Below are 14514 nucleotides of genomic sequence, written 5' to 3' on the forward strand. Positions count from 1 at the left end.
CTTACTTATTGATGCATTGATAAGACTTTTACAAGCGTATCTTTCATGTCTTGACGGTGGACGACTCTATCAAGCTGTCCATGCTTTAATAGAAATTCAGCTGTTTGAAAGTCTTCAGGTAACTCTTGACGTATCGTTTGTTCAATTATTCTTCGTCCTGCAAATCCTATTAAGGCTTTCGGTTCAGCAAAATTGTAATCACCTAGTGACGCAAAGCTAGCAGAGACTCCTCCAGTCGTCGGGTGCGTCATAATCGATATAAATAGTCCACCTTCACGATCTAACTTCTGCAACGCAGCACTCGTTTTTGCCATTTGCATTAGGCTTAATACACCTTCTTGCATTCTCGCTCCACCTGAAGCTGAAAACAAAATAAAAGGTTCTTTTGTCTCAATCGCACGTTCTATCGCACGCGTAATCTTTTCGCCAACAACAGACCCCATGCTTCCCATTCGAAAACGTGCATCCATTACGCCTATGACAGTGTTGTAGCCATTCATTGTTCCTCGACCCGTGACAACTGCTTCATTTAGATCGGTCTTTTTACGGTCTTGCTCAAGCTTTTCTTCATATGTAGGAAAATTGAGCGGATCTTTTGCAATCATATCCTTATCAAATTCTTCAAATGTCCCTTGATCAATAAGACTTTCGATTCTCTCGTAAGCCGTCATTCTATGGTGGTGTCCACAAGATGAGCAGACATATAAATTTTTCTTTAACTCTTTTGTGTACATAATCGTCCGACAAGATGGACATTTTGTCATTAACCCTTCTGGGACTTCCTGCTTTGCACGTTCAGATGGTATAGTAGCATACTTTTTCTTTTTTGAAAAAAAGTCTCTTAACACAATGACACCTCTCTCTAACTTAGAGATCTATTTAAAATTTACATAATCATATCATAAGTATTTCTTAAACCGCAATAAACGGTCCTTTCAATCGTTCACAAAATACCGATTAAAATCGACTATTTTTTAAATGTTTTTCTAAGGCATTCACAGCCTCTTGTTCATTCTTTTTCAATAGTGCATTATAGATTTCTTCGTGTTCAGCAATAGACGCTAAAGGTCTGCCCTCACGAGATAAAGATTCACGAATAGAAACTTTATTATACTCAACTAAAGGAATCCATAAATTTAACATCAGGCCGTTATGACAAGCTTCTACAATTGTTTTATGAAACAAATAATCTTCTTCGACAGGAAAGTCTCCGTGCATCCATTCACTTTTTGATTTCTCAATGAGAGCTTTTAATCTTTCAAGCTGGTCTTTAGTAATTCGTTGACAGGCTAACCGCAAAGCTTCAACTTCAACAATTTTCCTCGTCTCAGCAAGATCTTGTCTCGCACTTTCATCATTCAATATAAAGGATAAAATAATTTCTACTAATCGATGACTTCCAGCTTTTTTTATATACGTACCTTCGCCGCGACGAGTTTCAATTAATTCAAGTAATTCCAAGGCTCGAAACGCTTCCCTTACAGAAGAACGCCCCACCTGAAGACGTTCACTTAATTCACGTTCAGATGGGAGCCTGTCACCACTCTTCAATTGATTATTACGAATCATTTGATTAAGTTGTTTAATAATTTCTATATATACTTTAGGCTGATCATTAGCCACTATCGTCACAACCTTTATTTCCCGGAGCTATTCAATAACGGCAAGTTTTCTCGTTTTTTCGGCCACTTGCTCAGGATCTACTTTCTTGCGCGCTACACCTGTTTCCATAGCTGCTTTTGCCACTGCCGCAGCTACTGCAGGTGCTACTCTTGAATCGAATGGAGCTGGAATTACATAATCTTCATTTAACTCTTCATCACCTACTAGATTAGCGATCGCATGAACAGCTGCTACTTTCATTTCTTCGTTAATATGTGTTGCACGAACATCTAATGCACCACGGAAAATACCCGGAAACGCCAAAACGTTATTCACTTGGTTTGGAAAATCAGATCGACCTGTTCCAATCACTTTTGCTCCCGCTGCTTTAGCTTCTTCTGGCATAATCTCAGGAACAGGATTTGCCATTGCAAAAATAGTCGGATCCGCATTCATGCTTTCAATCATCTCTTTAGTAAGGGCACCAGCTACTGAAACACCGATAAACACATCTGTCCCTTGAATTACATCTTCAAGATTTCCTTCTTTAAGATCACGGTTTGTAAATTTAGCTACTTCGGCCTTAACATCGTTCATTCCGTATGGGCGACCTTCATAAATTGCACCTTTTGAGTCACACATTATAATATCTCGTACGCCCATACTATGCATTAATTTAATAATCGCAATCCCTGCTGCTCCAGCACCATTTGCAACGACTTTAATTTGAGACATCTTTTTGCCTGTTAATTTAAGTGCATTAATCAATCCAGCTAAAGTAACAATCGCTGTTCCATGTTGATCGTCATGGAATATAGGGATATTCGTTTCTCGTTTTAAACGTTCTTCAATTACAAAGCAGTTCGGTGCAGCGATATCTTCTAAGTTTACACCACCAAACGTTGGCTCAAGGAGCTTGACCGTTTCGATGATTTTTTCAACATCATTTGTTTTTAAACATATTGGGAATGCATCTACCCCTGCAAATGATTTGAATAATACTGCTTTTCCTTCCATTACAGGTAAGGCTGCCTCAGGACCGATATTCCCAAGTCCTAATACAGCAGTTCCGTCGGAAACAACAGCAACCATATTACCTTTCATCGTATATTCATAAACGTTTTCCACGTTATCAAAAATTTCTTTACAAGGTTCTGCGACTCCTGGGGAGTATGCAAGACTTAAATCATTCGCATTACGTACAGCGACTTTAGACTTGGATTCTAATTTCCCTTGATTGATTCGATGCATATGTAGAGCTTCTTCTCTAATTGTCGACATGTGCATTCTCTCCCTTCTCTCTCTTATGCTATTGTCCATCACTTATTGAGGTCGACGCACTTAACTGGTCTGACCACTGATAAACTGACTTCATTATACCAGAACCGTTATCCTGTTACACTATTTATTCGCTTTTTATCACAACATTTTTTCTACCTAATATTTCCTGAAGTTGTTCGATCTCCTTTCCTGTACTACTAATAGTGTATTGATCTGTTAATACAACTTTCTTATTTGTTTTTTCATAAAACAAAATAACTTGTGCACCGCCATCATGCGTTAAAAGGATTTCTTTCACCTTTTCTAGTAACTCTTTTTTCTCATAACCTTCCTGTATTCGTAAAAATATTCTTGCTTCAGTCTTTTTTTCTTTTAATTCTTTGAGTAGTGCTAAATGTTGCACAATAAAAGATCTTCTTTCTTGCCTTTCTTCTAATTTTATTTCGGCAAGGACTAATTCTTTTTCAATTAATATATGTTTATATTGTTGCCAAACTTGAGGGAATATAACGGCTTCAATTTCTCCTACTTCATCTTGTATGCGAATGAAGCCCATCTCTTCTCCTTTTTTTGTCGTAATCTTTCGCACACTTTGTAAAAATCCAGCAATCGTTTGTTTCGTTCCACGTAAGGCTATGAGTACTCGATTACTCGGAACACGATTGTATGAACTTAAGACGGCGGTATACTTTGAAAGAGGATGTCCTGAAAGATACAATCCCGTCATATCTTTTTCATAATGGAGAAGCTCCTCTTCACTAAATGGCGGAACAGAAAAATAGCTTGGCCGTTCGGTTGGCATAGAAAATAATTGACTACCGGTATCTAGATTCTTTCTAATTTCCTCACCATACTCCATCGCATCATCAAGCGTTGCAAGTAGCTGAGCGCGATGATAGCCAAATTCATCAAAACAACCCGCAACAATAAGCGACTCAATTACTCGCTTCGTTACAATTCTCGTATCAACTCTAGCACAAAAATCAAACAAATCTTCATATTTCTTATGTTTTCTTGCACTAATTATCTCAACAGATGCTTTTTCACCCACGTGTTTAATGGGCGCAAAGCCAAAACGAATTCCACTTTCTTCTAAAGAAAATGGATAAAAACTATAATTTACATGAGGTGGCAGGATGTTAATTTGAAGGTTTTTCGCTTCGGCTATATATTGACTCAGTCTTTCTTGATGGAAGATAACGCTTGAAAATAACGCAGCGTAAAATGGTTTTGGGTAGTTTGCTTTTAAATAAGCTAACTGATAGGCAATCATACTATAGGCGACCGCATGACTACGGTTAAACCCGTAATTAGCAAAGCGGACGATCATGTTATATACATCATTTGCACTCGTTTCGTCATATCCTTGTTTAATCGCACCTTTCACAAACCGAAACCTTTGCTCCTCTAAAACGTCCCGCTTTTTCTTGCTGACCGCACGTCTTAATAAGTCAGCTTCACCCAATGAAAAACCTGCCATCGTTGCTGCAATTTGCATAATTTGCTCTTGATAAACGATGACGCCATGTGTTGGTTTTAATATCGGTTCTAGGTGTGGGTGCGGATATATAACTTTACGTCGTTTATGCTTGCCGTCAATATAGGTCCCGATAAATTCCATTGGACCAGGACGGTAAAGAGCATTTACAGCTACGATGTCTTCAAAATTTGATGGCTGAAGCTGTTGTAATACTCTCCTCATTCCTTGCGATTCTAATTGAAATACACCAGTTGTTTCACCTTTACAAAGAAGGTCAAACGTTTTATTGTCATCTAACGGTAGCTCATCTATATTGACCGTTTCACCCGTACTCTTTTGAATAGTATTTATGATTCGTTCTAATAATGTTAAATTGCGGAGACCGAGAAAGTCCATCTTCAGCAAACCGATTTCTTCTAATATGTCCATTGGATATTGGGTTAAAGCTGCTCGTTCTTCCTCAATTAACAAAGGTACATGCTTCGTTAAAGAGGTTGAACTGATCACCACTCCTGCGGCATGAGTAGAAATATGCCGTGGTAACCCTTCAACTAAAATGGCTGCTTCGTATAACTGTTTCACTTCAGTAGAATCTCCAACCATTTTTTGTAGCTTTTCATTCTCTGCTAATGCTGTTTTTAATTTTATTCCAGGTGTATTGGGGATGAGCTTAGCTATTCTATCAATGATGAGCGAATCGATGTTCATCATTCGTCCAACATCCCGAACTGCTGCTTTTGCAGCAAGTGTCCCAAATGTAATAATTTGTGCTACATGCTCTTGCCCGTATTTTTTCCGTACATATTCAATCACTTCATCACGCCGGTGATCTGGAAAATCTATATCGATATCTGGCATCGTGACTCGTTCTGGATTTAAAAATCGTTCAAATAATAAGCCGTACTGAATCGGATCAACCTTTGTAATATCTAATAGAAAGGCTACTAGTGAACCAGCAGCAGAACCTCTTCCTGGCCCAGTAATCATTCCTTCATTTCTAGCAAACTTCATAAAATCCCAAACAATTAAAAAGTAATCACTAAATCCCATATTTGAAATGACTTGAAGTTCATATCGTAATCTCTCTCTCATTTCGCTAGTAATTTCGTTGTACTTTATCGACAGCTGCTTCTCGCAAATATCCTGTAAATAATCCTCACTTGTGACGTCAGACGATAATGGATACTTCGGTAGCTGTATCGTTCCGAGTGTTAGTGAAAGCGAACAACGCTCTGCGATCTTAACTGTATTTGAGAGAAAACGCGGGAACTTTTTAAAAATGTTCTTCATTTCCTCTACTGTCTTTAAGTAATACTGTTCAAATCCATTGTCATTCGTTTCAAGCCATTTCCCTTCTCGAATACCGTTCACAATTTGGTAGGCTAAAACATGCTCTTTTTCCGTAAAATGAACATGGTTAGAAGCAACGATATCCACTTCTAAAGAATTAGAAAGTTGAACAATTTTGTTCATTACGACTAGATCCTCTCTACGGTGAACCTGAAGCTCGATAAACAAATCATCAAAACTAAATTTCGATTTTAAAAGAGAAATAAGAGTATTCACTTGATTAAATTCATTTGAACGAACAGCATCTAATAGAAGGCCGTTTTCGTATCCCGCAACAACGATTAACCCGTCACTATAGTCTAGAACATTGTTGATATCAACAGTTTGGTGATGATTACGATTAGCAAGTGTAGAAAGTTTGATTAGCTGTTCATATCCTGTTTCATTTTTCGCATATAAAAGGAACGGGTATGCTTTCGCTTGATCTTCCATCGATACCATTAATTCCAAGCCAATTATAGGTTTAATCCCTTCATCAAGGCAAGCTTTATAAAAAGGAATTGCACCAAAGAGCACCCTTTCATCTGTAATGGCTAGTGCATGGAAGCCTTTGTTCTTCGCCCTTTGAACTACCTCACGGATTCGACAAGCACCTTTTAATAAACTGTATTCTGTATGTAAATGTAGATGGACAAAACTCATCCAGCTTTCTCCTTCCCGTTATAGGTCCTACGTTACAGGTGACAGGGACCTTTACTACGCTAAAAGTACCTGTCACCATTTCTACAGACACCATACTACAATAGTTAACCATTTTCTACGGTCTTCTCTATTTATTATACTATGTATAAAAATTGAAAGGAAAAAACAAGCATATTCTTACTTAAGACGAGCTATACATGATAGAAAGGAAATCAACTTGTATAGATAAAGGAGAGGTTCTTTATGGACCGAAATTTTGCTGCTACTCTCGTTGTGGACTTCTTCGTTGCATTCGGTGTGATTATTGGTGGAGCGATCATCGGAGGAATAAGTGCATTTTTAATTGGGGAACCCCCATTGCAAAAAATAAGTGAACTAGCTGCAAGTTTAAAAATTTGGGCAATCGTTGCTGCAATTGGTGGCACTTTCGATGCGTTTACTAGTTTAGAACGCGGACTTTTTCAAGGAACACACGATGATATATTCAAGACACTATTAATGATTTTTTCTGCCCTCTGTGGCGCCCAAGCAGGTACGACCATCATCCACTGGCTAACCCAGGAGTAGGCTTTATGAGAGTACCCCCGTATTACAAAAGGCCAGGTTGGCAACGTTTTTTTGCCGGAATTATGATGGGCATCATTATTGGATGGGTATTTTTTGTTTACGAATTTGGAACGATTAATGAACGCCTAGTAAGCGAAATTAAAAAACAACAAATTACGATCAATTCATTAAAAGATAACCTCGAGACCTTAAGAAGTGATCAAAAAAAAATGAATGAAGAAAATGAAAAAAAACTTACGATTCAAGATATCGAAATGTACTTTACCAATGAAAGAAAATTAAAATTAAATGAGTTAACGTTATATGAACTGAAACAAACTGCTTTAAAAGAATTAAATGATTTAAAAGGAAAAGACATTGCAACGATTGCAGCTACAAAACACTTAATGATAAAAACTATTGAAAACAAAGTATTTCAAATCGGAGAAACTCGATATAAACTAAACACAAAACAAATTTATTTATATACTACACTAGAATTATATATGGAGATTGAAATTGCCCCATAAACTACTTTCCTCAGAAAGTAAACGAGCTTTTGGTGAACAGAAAAGGAAATTTTGTGAAAATTACTTCAAAACACTCTCATTTTGATTATATTTCCTTTATAATATAATTAGCATATTTGTCTCATTGTACAAATGACTCCAATACGTAGGAGGTGCTTTACCATGGATGTTACAGGAAAAGAAATGGTGATCAACCGAAAAGAAATGGCTTTGAAAAAAGTAGAAAAGTTAAAAGCTGGGTATTCTGCATTCGCTGAATCAAAAGAAGTAACCGAAATGATTAAAAAACAACTTGCTAAAGAAGGCATTGAAGTTTATGAAGACGTTACTGAGATGGGTTCTTGGTTTATCCCAGCCAACAAAAAAGAATAAACCAAAGAGAGAGGCTGTCCTAAATGTTCACTCCTAGAGTGTTCAAATAGGATTGCCTCTTCCTTTTGTATTAAATGTTAGGATAATTTATTATCAACTTTACAAACTTCATGTAAGTCATGAATAATATACTTCGTCTCTTCCCAATCCTTCGCCTTTGCTCCAGAAGCCATTGGATGACCACCACCACGGTACTTTTGTGCAATTTGATGAATATGAGGACCTTTGGAACGTAACCGTACGCGAATGTCCTCACTATCGCTGTCTTCTACAAAAAACACCCATGCCTTTAACCCTTCTACATCATTAAATGAATTCACCAATACAGAGGATTCATTAGCGGTCACGTTAAATTTTTTCAGGATGTCTTTTGTTAAAATCATCACTCCAAGTCCATCGTCATAGACCTCAAAGTGTTGAAGAATATACCCTTCTAATCGCGTCAAATTCAAATCTTTTTTATAAAAGGTTGAATAGAATGCACTTTGATCGATATTAAATTGTAATAACTCACCAGTATATTGATGTGTTTTCGTCGTTGTATTCGGATATCGAAAACGCCCTGTATCTCCAACAATTCCTGCATACAATAAGAAGGCAGCATCATCTGTAAGAATGTAACCATTTTTTTTGCCCTCTAAATAAAGTTCTACTACCATTTCACTAACAGAACTTGCAGAAGTATCTACCCAAACAATATCACCGTATGGCTCTTCATTAGGGTGATGATCAATTTTTATTAGGAAATCACCCTGATTATATCGTTGATCACTAATTCGTTCTGTATTTGCCGTATCACAAACGATCACTAAAGCTCCTTCATAGGTAGAGTCCTCTACTTCATCCATCGTTGCCAAAAAGCTTAATGAAGGGTCTTCCTCTCCTACAATATATACTTTCTTATTCGGTGAGTTAGACTTGATAAGCTGTGCTAACCCTGCTTGTGAACCAATCGCATCTGGGTCAGGACGTTCATGGCGATGAATAATGATCGTCTCATATGCTTCAATTTTTTCTAAAATTATTTCAATCACTTGTCATTCTCCTTTGATTACTAGATTTCCTATGCCTTTCACGATAAAATATGATATGACGCTTGTCCATTATAGGATAGAGAGCTAAGGAGGGTCTTATTTACATGACACAATCATTCATTATATTAATTGTGATCTCGCTCGCATTCTTTATTTACTTTAAAATAAAGTTTTGGCGTACGACTGCTACCATCGAGAAAAAATGGCAGCAAACTCGAGCCAATATTGCACTAGGTTCATTTCTTATTTTCTTTGGTCTTAACCTACTTGTCTTTCCTAGAAGTACAGTCGATATTATTATCGGAATTATTTTTGTATTACTAGGATTAGCTAACGCGTATTTTGGGTTCCAAAATTACAAGCACTATCTTCCACAAGTCATTGAGGAACGAAAAGAAAAGTTATAAGAAAAGCGAAAGAGGCCGGACTCAAAACTGCTAAACACCTCAAAGCAAGAGTACGAGGAGCGTAGACATTTAAGAGTCTGCCTCTTTTTTATTTAGTCAAGAAGCTGTGCCATCATTAACGCCTTCCCAACAATTTCCCCGTCATGATACAGCTCAACATCAATTTTCCCGTGTTTCCTTCCAATTTCTAAAACTTTCGGGTGAATATCAATCGTCGTATCAATTTGAACTGGTTTAATAAAATACAGCGTCACATTTTCTACGACAAGATCACCTTTTTTATACTTTCTTAATGCTCGACTCCCTGCTTCTGTTACGATCGTTGTGACAACACCATATGATAAGGTTCCCAAATGGTTCGTCATTTGCGGAGTTACTTCACATTGAAATAATAGATGATCTGAAGTTGAGTGGTCGGAAAAACGACTCGTAACAACATCTTCAATCGTTTCACCTACATGTGGCTGCCGCTGGCCCATTTGCAGCGCTTTTAACACATCTTGACGACTAATAACACCAATCAGCTTCCGCTGTTGGTCAACAACTGGGAGTTGCTCTATACCTTCCCATACCATAACATGGGCCACCGACGCAACAGATGTCCGTTCATTAACTGTAATCGGGTTTTTCGTCATTACTTTTTCGATGGCCGTTAATCGATTGACTCCTAAAACATCTTTTGACGTAACCATTCCTTGAACTCTAAATCCTTCATCAACTACAGGATATCGACTATGCCCGGTTTTCTGGTTAAGCTCATGCCATTTTTCAACTGTATTTGCAGTCGTCATATAATATGTATCCTGTAATGGAATTAAAATATCATCAACAAGTACGATTTCTTTTTTAATAAGCTGGTCATAAATTGCACGGTTAATCATTGTCGCCACCGTAAATGTATCATAGCTTGTCGAAATAATCGGCAGTTCTAATTCATCAGCTAATTTAATAACTTCATCACTCGTATCAAAACCACCTGTAATTAATACAGCAGCCCCAGCCTCTAAAGCAATTTTATGAACTTGATAACGGTTTCCAACAATTAAAAGATTGCCTGGGTCGACATAGCGCATCATTGCATCGAGCTTCATCGCTCCAATGACAAATCGGTTTAACGTTTTATAGAGACCTTGTCTTCCACCAAGTACGGAGCCATCCACAATATTAACGACTTCAGCAAACGTCAATTTTTCAATATTCTCTTTCTTTTTCTTTTCGATTCGAATGGTACCGACTCGCTCTATCGTTGAGACAAACCCTTGATTTTCAGCTTCTTTAATCGCTCGATACGCCGTCCCTTCACTTACATTAAGCGCCTTTGCAATTTGACGAACTGAAATTTTTTCACCAATTCCTAGATCATTGATATATTGTAATATTTGCTCGTGTTTCGTTGCCATATCCCCTCACCACACTTTCTCATGAACTGTATCTATTATTTATACCAAAACTGTATTAGTTCTATTATACTGTTCAGGGATAGGCACTTCAAGGTTACCTACTATATCTTCTCACCTTATCTCCTTGATTCTCTTTATTTTCAGCAGGCAATACAGTTTTTCTTCTCCCCTTACTATAAAGAAGTCCAACTAAGTTTCCACCTACAACTATTAACGCAAATAGGAGCCAAGCAATCGCAAAAACTCCAGCTAAGCCTGGGTCACCTAACGGAATCCTTGGCACTGCAAAATACACAACTGCTAAGGCAAGAAGTAAGCATAACAACAATCTCTGTTTCATCGCTCTTCATCCTTTCGTTATTGTAAGCTTCTTTCAAGGAGTATTAACTTACTTCTATCTTATGAAAAAAAAATAAAAAAAGAAGTGTAATCTTCTATGATCGTTTTGTTTAATAGAGAAAGGACAACAATTAATCATTGAATTATATTAAATTATTTTTTAATAATTGGCTAAACTTCCAGCTAGGAACAGGTGCACTAAATAAAAAGCCTTGCACTACTTGACAATGAAGTTCTTTTAAATAATTGTAATGCTCCTCTGTTTCTACTCCTTCAACTAAAGTCTTTAATCCTAGCTGTTTTATCAACAGGATAATCGTTTTTAAAATTTCCTGCGCTTTTGGATCTATATTCGTATCATGCAGAAAAGATTTATCTATTTTCACAATATCAATTGGTAGCTTTTTAAGATAATTTAATGAAGAATAGCCAGTCCCAAAATCATCCAATGCAACTTTAATTCCAATAGCCCGTAATTTCTCTAACTTACGAATAGCCTGATCTATTTCTTTCAACACAACCGTTTCCGTAATTTCAAGGATTAGATATTGTGGATCTAGATCGGTTTCCTTCAGTATTTCAGTCACGGTCAATATTAAATCATCTTGAAAGAACTGTTGAACAGACAGGTTAACAGATATTGAAATTGGTATATTACCTTCATCCAACCATTTCTTTTGCTGTTTACAAGCTTCTAGTAATACCCATTTACCAATTGGGATAATCAATCCAGTTTCTTCTGCTATCGGAATGAAATCAACTGGCGAAACAAGACCTAATTCGGTATTATTCCATCGAATTAACGCTTCTGAACCAATAACTTTACCTGTTTGAATGTCAATCTGAGGTTGATAATAAAGAGTAAACTCTTCTCTTTCTATAGACTGGTGTAAATTATTTTCAAGCTCCATCCGTTTATCTATCGTATGGCTCATTTCATAGGAAAAATATTGATAATGACTCGTTTTTCGTTGCTTGCTAAAACGAACAGCAATATTAGCATTTTTTACTAATTCCCCAGCTACTTTACCGTGATCAGGATACAAACTTACTCCGATACTAATACTTAAATGTAATTGATGATGCCCTAAAGAGAATGGCTTATCAAATGCCTCGATAAGAGTGTTAGCGCTATTTTCGATCTCCTTTACCGAGGTATCACTAATCATAATGACAAACTCATCGCCACTAATACGGTACACCTTTTTATAAAAAGTCGTTAAGCGCTTTGCGATCAGTTTTAGAAGTTCATTACCATAATCACGCCCCCAAGTATCATTAATAGAATTAAACCGATTGATATCAATATAAAGTAAAGCAAGGGTGTTCTTTTTGTACTTAGCAGCTTCTAAAGCTTCTGTGAGGTGGTCTTGAAACAGGACTTCATTCGGTAAATCTGTAAGCGAATCATAATAAGCGAGTCGATAGATTTTTTCTTCGTTGTACTTTTGTTCTGAGACATCGCGAGCTACATATACATAACGCCTGACATCTCCATTTTGTTCTTTGATTGGAGTACCTTTTCCTTCAAGGTGGATCCATTTTCCGGTTTGATGCCGAAAGCGATACGCTACTTTTTGCGGTAAATTGGTTCTTACTAGCTCCATAAAAGCTTGTTCTACGTTAGAAACATCGTCTGGGTGCACAAAGTCAAAAGCTCTCTTCCCTAAAAGTTCCTGAGGACCATATCCTAAATACGTTTGATGAGATTGAGAAGTGTACTCAAAAAAACCGTACTGATTGACTATTCCTATAAAATCAGATATATTTTCTGCTACCAATCGATACTGCTCTTCTTTACGATAAAGCATTTCTTTCGTTTTTTTATGCTCAATCGTTAGCGAGGCTAAATGAGCAAAAGCCTCGATGAGCTGTAGTTCTAAACGACTTGGTTTTCGCTTCTCTTGATAATATATTGCAAAAGTTCCAAGCACCTGTTCAGTTGAAGACAATATAGGAATAGAATAACAAGCTCTATAGCCGTAAGTTAACGCTAAACTGCGATAATCCTTCCATAAAGGATCTGTTTCTATATCTTCTACGACTACCGTTTCTTTGCGGAAAGCGGCTGTACCACAAGACCCAGCAGTTGGACCGATTTTTTGACCATTGATTGCTTGAATGTACTCTTTTTCTAGACTTGGTCCTATAACATTTTCTAACGTGTTTCTTTCTTTATTTAAAAGCATGATTGAACTTAAAGTTTTAGGAATAATCCCTTGAATTTCAAGCGTTATTTTCTCTAATACACTTTCAAGTGATTGGCCCGTCGCAATCATTTCTAAAATTATATTTTGCGCTTTTAGTACGTATGTATCTTGTGTGTTTTTAAACATATCTCATTTCCTTTCGTACTTCGATATAAATTAAAAACACACCCCATAAAAGGATGTGTTATCCTAAAATGGTAACTGGCTGGCATGACCCTTATGGTTTTAGCCCCTTTAGTTTTGCGTCCCTCCATTTCTGAAGGTTTGCCTTTATCATTTTACCCGTCTATTTTAGCGTTGTTAAATTACGCAGTTGATCATTTGATAATGAGTTAATTTTTGCCTTAACGTAGCAAATTAAGATTTTACGCATTTTAAGTACATATATTTAATAATACCATAATGAATACTATCTTCCGACGAAACCTTACAATTTATTCCTTTTAGTGACCATGATTCCCTAACTTTTCCTCCTATAGACACCTAACCTCTTCTTTAATGACCCTTCGTTCCTAATTTCTTCCTAAATACTAAAAGAGGGTGACTCAAAAGTTAATTGAGTCACCCTCTTGTTACGCATAGTATAAGTTGAATGAAATATACTTGCTTCTATTTGTTTCCTTTATAATTCAATTGCTTCACCTGGTTCTAATACTTTCCCAATTCCTTCAGATAGATTTTCAACAAATTGTTTTCCATCTTGCTCAATGACAGGGAATGTATTGAAATGGATTGGTACGACTTGCTTTGCCTGCAACCACTTTGCTGCAATAGCAGCATCTTCTGGACCCATCGTAAAATTATCGCCGATTGGTAAGAATGCAATATCAATGGAATTCAGCTCTCCGATTAACTTCATATCAGAAAATAATGCCGTATCACCTGCATGATAAACGGTTTTCCCTTCAGCTGTAAACAAAATTCCACTTGGCATTCCTGTATAAATGATTTGGTTTTCATCATCTTTTACATAAGATGAACCGTGAAAGGCTTGTGTTAATTTAACTTTACCAAATTCAAACGTATGGGCCCCACCAATATGCATGGCGTGGACGTTAACTCCTTGCCATCCTAAATATGTAGCCAATTCAAATGGTGCCACAACTAGTGCATTATTACGCTTTGCAAGTTCCACCGTATCTCCGACGTGATCATTATGTCCATGAGTAAGTAAAATGACGTCTACTTTAACTTCTTCTGCTTTTAAATCACTTTGCCCATTTCCAGTAATAAATGGGTCAATAATAATTCTCTTCCCGTTTGTTTCAATTTTAACGACTGAATGACCATGATAAGAAACTTTCATTATATTTTTTCAACT

13 protein-coding genes and 1 riboswitch are annotated in these 14514 nt (G+C 36.9%); of the genes, 4 read left to right on the forward strand and 9 right to left on the reverse strand.

The window, feature by feature from the left end; all coding sequences use genetic code 11:
* Window positions 1-5 precede the first annotated feature (5 nt).
* The 4 genes from accD to dnaE form a co-directional block, all read right to left on the reverse strand.
* The gene (gene accD, locus J0N78_RS05850) at window positions 6-848 is read right to left on the reverse strand and encodes an acetyl-CoA carboxylase, carboxyltransferase subunit beta (RefSeq protein ID WP_209122079.1); all 843 of its coding nucleotides are present in this window, start codon (window positions 846-848) and stop codon (window positions 6-8) included.
* A gap of 109 nt (window positions 849-957) precedes the next feature.
* The gene (locus J0N78_RS05855) at window positions 958-1623 is read right to left on the reverse strand and encodes a FadR/GntR family transcriptional regulator (protein WP_209122080.1); all 666 of its coding nucleotides are present in this window, start codon (window positions 1621-1623) and stop codon (window positions 958-960) included.
* 27 nt (window positions 1624-1650) lie between these two features.
* Window positions 1651-2883: an NADP-dependent malic enzyme gene (ystJ, locus tag J0N78_RS05860; RefSeq protein ID WP_209122081.1), complete on the reverse strand. Its 1233-nt coding sequence runs from the start codon at window positions 2881-2883 to the stop codon at window positions 1651-1653.
* Window positions 2884-3007: 124 nt separating this feature from the next.
* Window positions 3008-6355 (reverse strand): DNA polymerase III subunit alpha, encoded by a 3348-nt coding sequence (gene dnaE, locus J0N78_RS05865; RefSeq protein ID WP_209122082.1) that lies wholly within the window; start codon window positions 6353-6355, stop codon window positions 3008-3010.
* 243 nt (window positions 6356-6598) lie between these two features.
* Here dnaE and ytrH point away from each other — a divergent pair, with 243 nt between their 5' ends.
* The 3 genes from ytrH to J0N78_RS05880 all read left to right on the forward strand — a co-directional run bounded on the left by ytrH (window position 6599) and on the right by J0N78_RS05880 (window position 7803).
* Complete coding sequence (ytrH, locus tag J0N78_RS05870; protein WP_209122083.1) at window positions 6599-6922, forward strand: sporulation membrane protein YtrH; 324 nt, start codon at window positions 6599-6601, stop codon at window positions 6920-6922.
* Window positions 6923-6927: 5 nt separating this feature from the next.
* Window positions 6928-7431 carry a sporulation membrane protein YtrI gene (gene ytrI / locus J0N78_RS05875; RefSeq protein WP_209122084.1) on the forward strand — a complete coding sequence of 168 codons (504 nt, stop codon included), beginning with the start codon at window positions 6928-6930 and terminating at the stop codon, window positions 7429-7431.
* A 162-nt stretch (window positions 7432-7593) separates the two neighbouring features.
* Entirely contained in the window at window positions 7594-7803 is a 210-nt protein-coding gene (locus J0N78_RS05880) for a YtzJ family protein (RefSeq protein ID WP_209122085.1), read from the forward strand.
* Window positions 7804-7880: 77 nt separating this feature from the next.
* Here J0N78_RS05880 and J0N78_RS05885 read toward each other — a convergent pair whose 3' ends face one another.
* Complete coding sequence (locus J0N78_RS05885; RefSeq protein WP_209122086.1) at window positions 7881-8837, reverse strand: DHH family phosphoesterase; 957 nt, start codon at window positions 8835-8837, stop codon at window positions 7881-7883.
* A gap of 104 nt (window positions 8838-8941) precedes the next feature.
* Between J0N78_RS05885 and J0N78_RS05890 the strand changes: the two genes are divergently transcribed.
* Complete coding sequence (locus J0N78_RS05890) at window positions 8942-9244, forward strand: YtpI family protein (protein ID WP_209122087.1); 303 nt, start codon at window positions 8942-8944, stop codon at window positions 9242-9244.
* Between the two features lie 92 nt (window positions 9245-9336).
* On the opposite strand, the gene J0N78_RS05895 is transcribed toward J0N78_RS05890, so the two are convergent.
* From J0N78_RS05895 to J0N78_RS05910, 4 genes are all read right to left on the reverse strand, one after another.
* On the reverse strand, window positions 9337-10644 hold the full coding sequence (locus J0N78_RS05895) for a CBS domain-containing protein (protein WP_209122088.1): 1308 nt from the start codon (window positions 10642-10644) through the stop codon (window positions 9337-9339).
* 94 nt (window positions 10645-10738) lie between these two features.
* The gene (locus J0N78_RS05900) at window positions 10739-10984 is read right to left on the reverse strand and encodes a hypothetical protein (RefSeq protein WP_209122089.1); all 246 of its coding nucleotides are present in this window, start codon (window positions 10982-10984) and stop codon (window positions 10739-10741) included.
* 142 nt (window positions 10985-11126) lie between these two features.
* Window positions 11127-13319: a sensor domain-containing phosphodiesterase gene (locus J0N78_RS05905; protein ID WP_209122090.1), complete on the reverse strand. Its 2193-nt coding sequence runs from the start codon at window positions 13317-13319 to the stop codon at window positions 11127-11129.
* 67 nt (window positions 13320-13386) lie between these two features.
* A riboswitch (cyclic di-GMP riboswitch) is annotated at window positions 13387-13472 on the reverse strand.
* A gap of 343 nt (window positions 13473-13815) precedes the next feature.
* The gene (locus J0N78_RS05910; protein WP_209122091.1) at window positions 13816-14499 is read right to left on the reverse strand and encodes a metal-dependent hydrolase; all 684 of its coding nucleotides are present in this window, start codon (window positions 14497-14499) and stop codon (window positions 13816-13818) included.
* Window positions 14500-14514: the final 15 nt, after the last annotated feature.

The sequence above is a fragment of the Alkalihalobacillus sp. BA299 genome (genome assembly GCF_017745675.1).
Classification (GTDB): domain Bacteria; phylum Bacillota; class Bacilli; order Bacillales; family Bacillaceae_F; genus Alkalihalobacterium.

Bases quoted from the DNA above. Each gene is read 5' to 3' on its own strand.
- ystJ (WP_209122081.1), bottom strand. From the start codon at position 2,883: ATGTCGACAATTAGAGAAGAAGCTCTACATATGCATCGAATCAATCAA.
- dnaE (WP_209122082.1), bottom strand. From the start codon at position 6,355: ATGAGTTTTGTCCATCTACATTTACATACAGAATACAGTTTATTAAAA.
- ytrH (WP_209122083.1), top strand. From the start codon at position 6,599: ATGGACCGAAATTTTGCTGCTACTCTCGTTGTGGACTTCTTCGTTGCA.
- ytrI (WP_209122084.1), top strand. From the start codon at position 6,928: ATGAGAGTACCCCCGTATTACAAAAGGCCAGGTTGGCAACGTTTTTTT.
- J0N78_RS05880 (WP_209122085.1), top strand. From the start codon at position 7,594: ATGGATGTTACAGGAAAAGAAATGGTGATCAACCGAAAAGAAATGGCT.
- J0N78_RS05890 (WP_209122087.1), top strand. From the start codon at position 8,942: ATGACACAATCATTCATTATATTAATTGTGATCTCGCTCGCATTCTTT.
- J0N78_RS05895 (WP_209122088.1), bottom strand. From the start codon at position 10,644: ATGGCAACGAAACACGAGCAAATATTACAATATATCAATGATCTAGGA.
- J0N78_RS05900 (WP_209122089.1), bottom strand. From the start codon at position 10,984: ATGAAACAGAGATTGTTGTTATGCTTACTTCTTGCCTTAGCAGTTGTG.
- J0N78_RS05905 (WP_209122090.1), bottom strand. From the start codon at position 13,319: ATGTTTAAAAACACACAAGATACATACGTACTAAAAGCGCAAAATATA.
- J0N78_RS05910 (WP_209122091.1), bottom strand. From the start codon at position 14,499: ATGAAAGTTTCTTATCATGGTCATTCAGTCGTTAAAATTGAAACAAAC.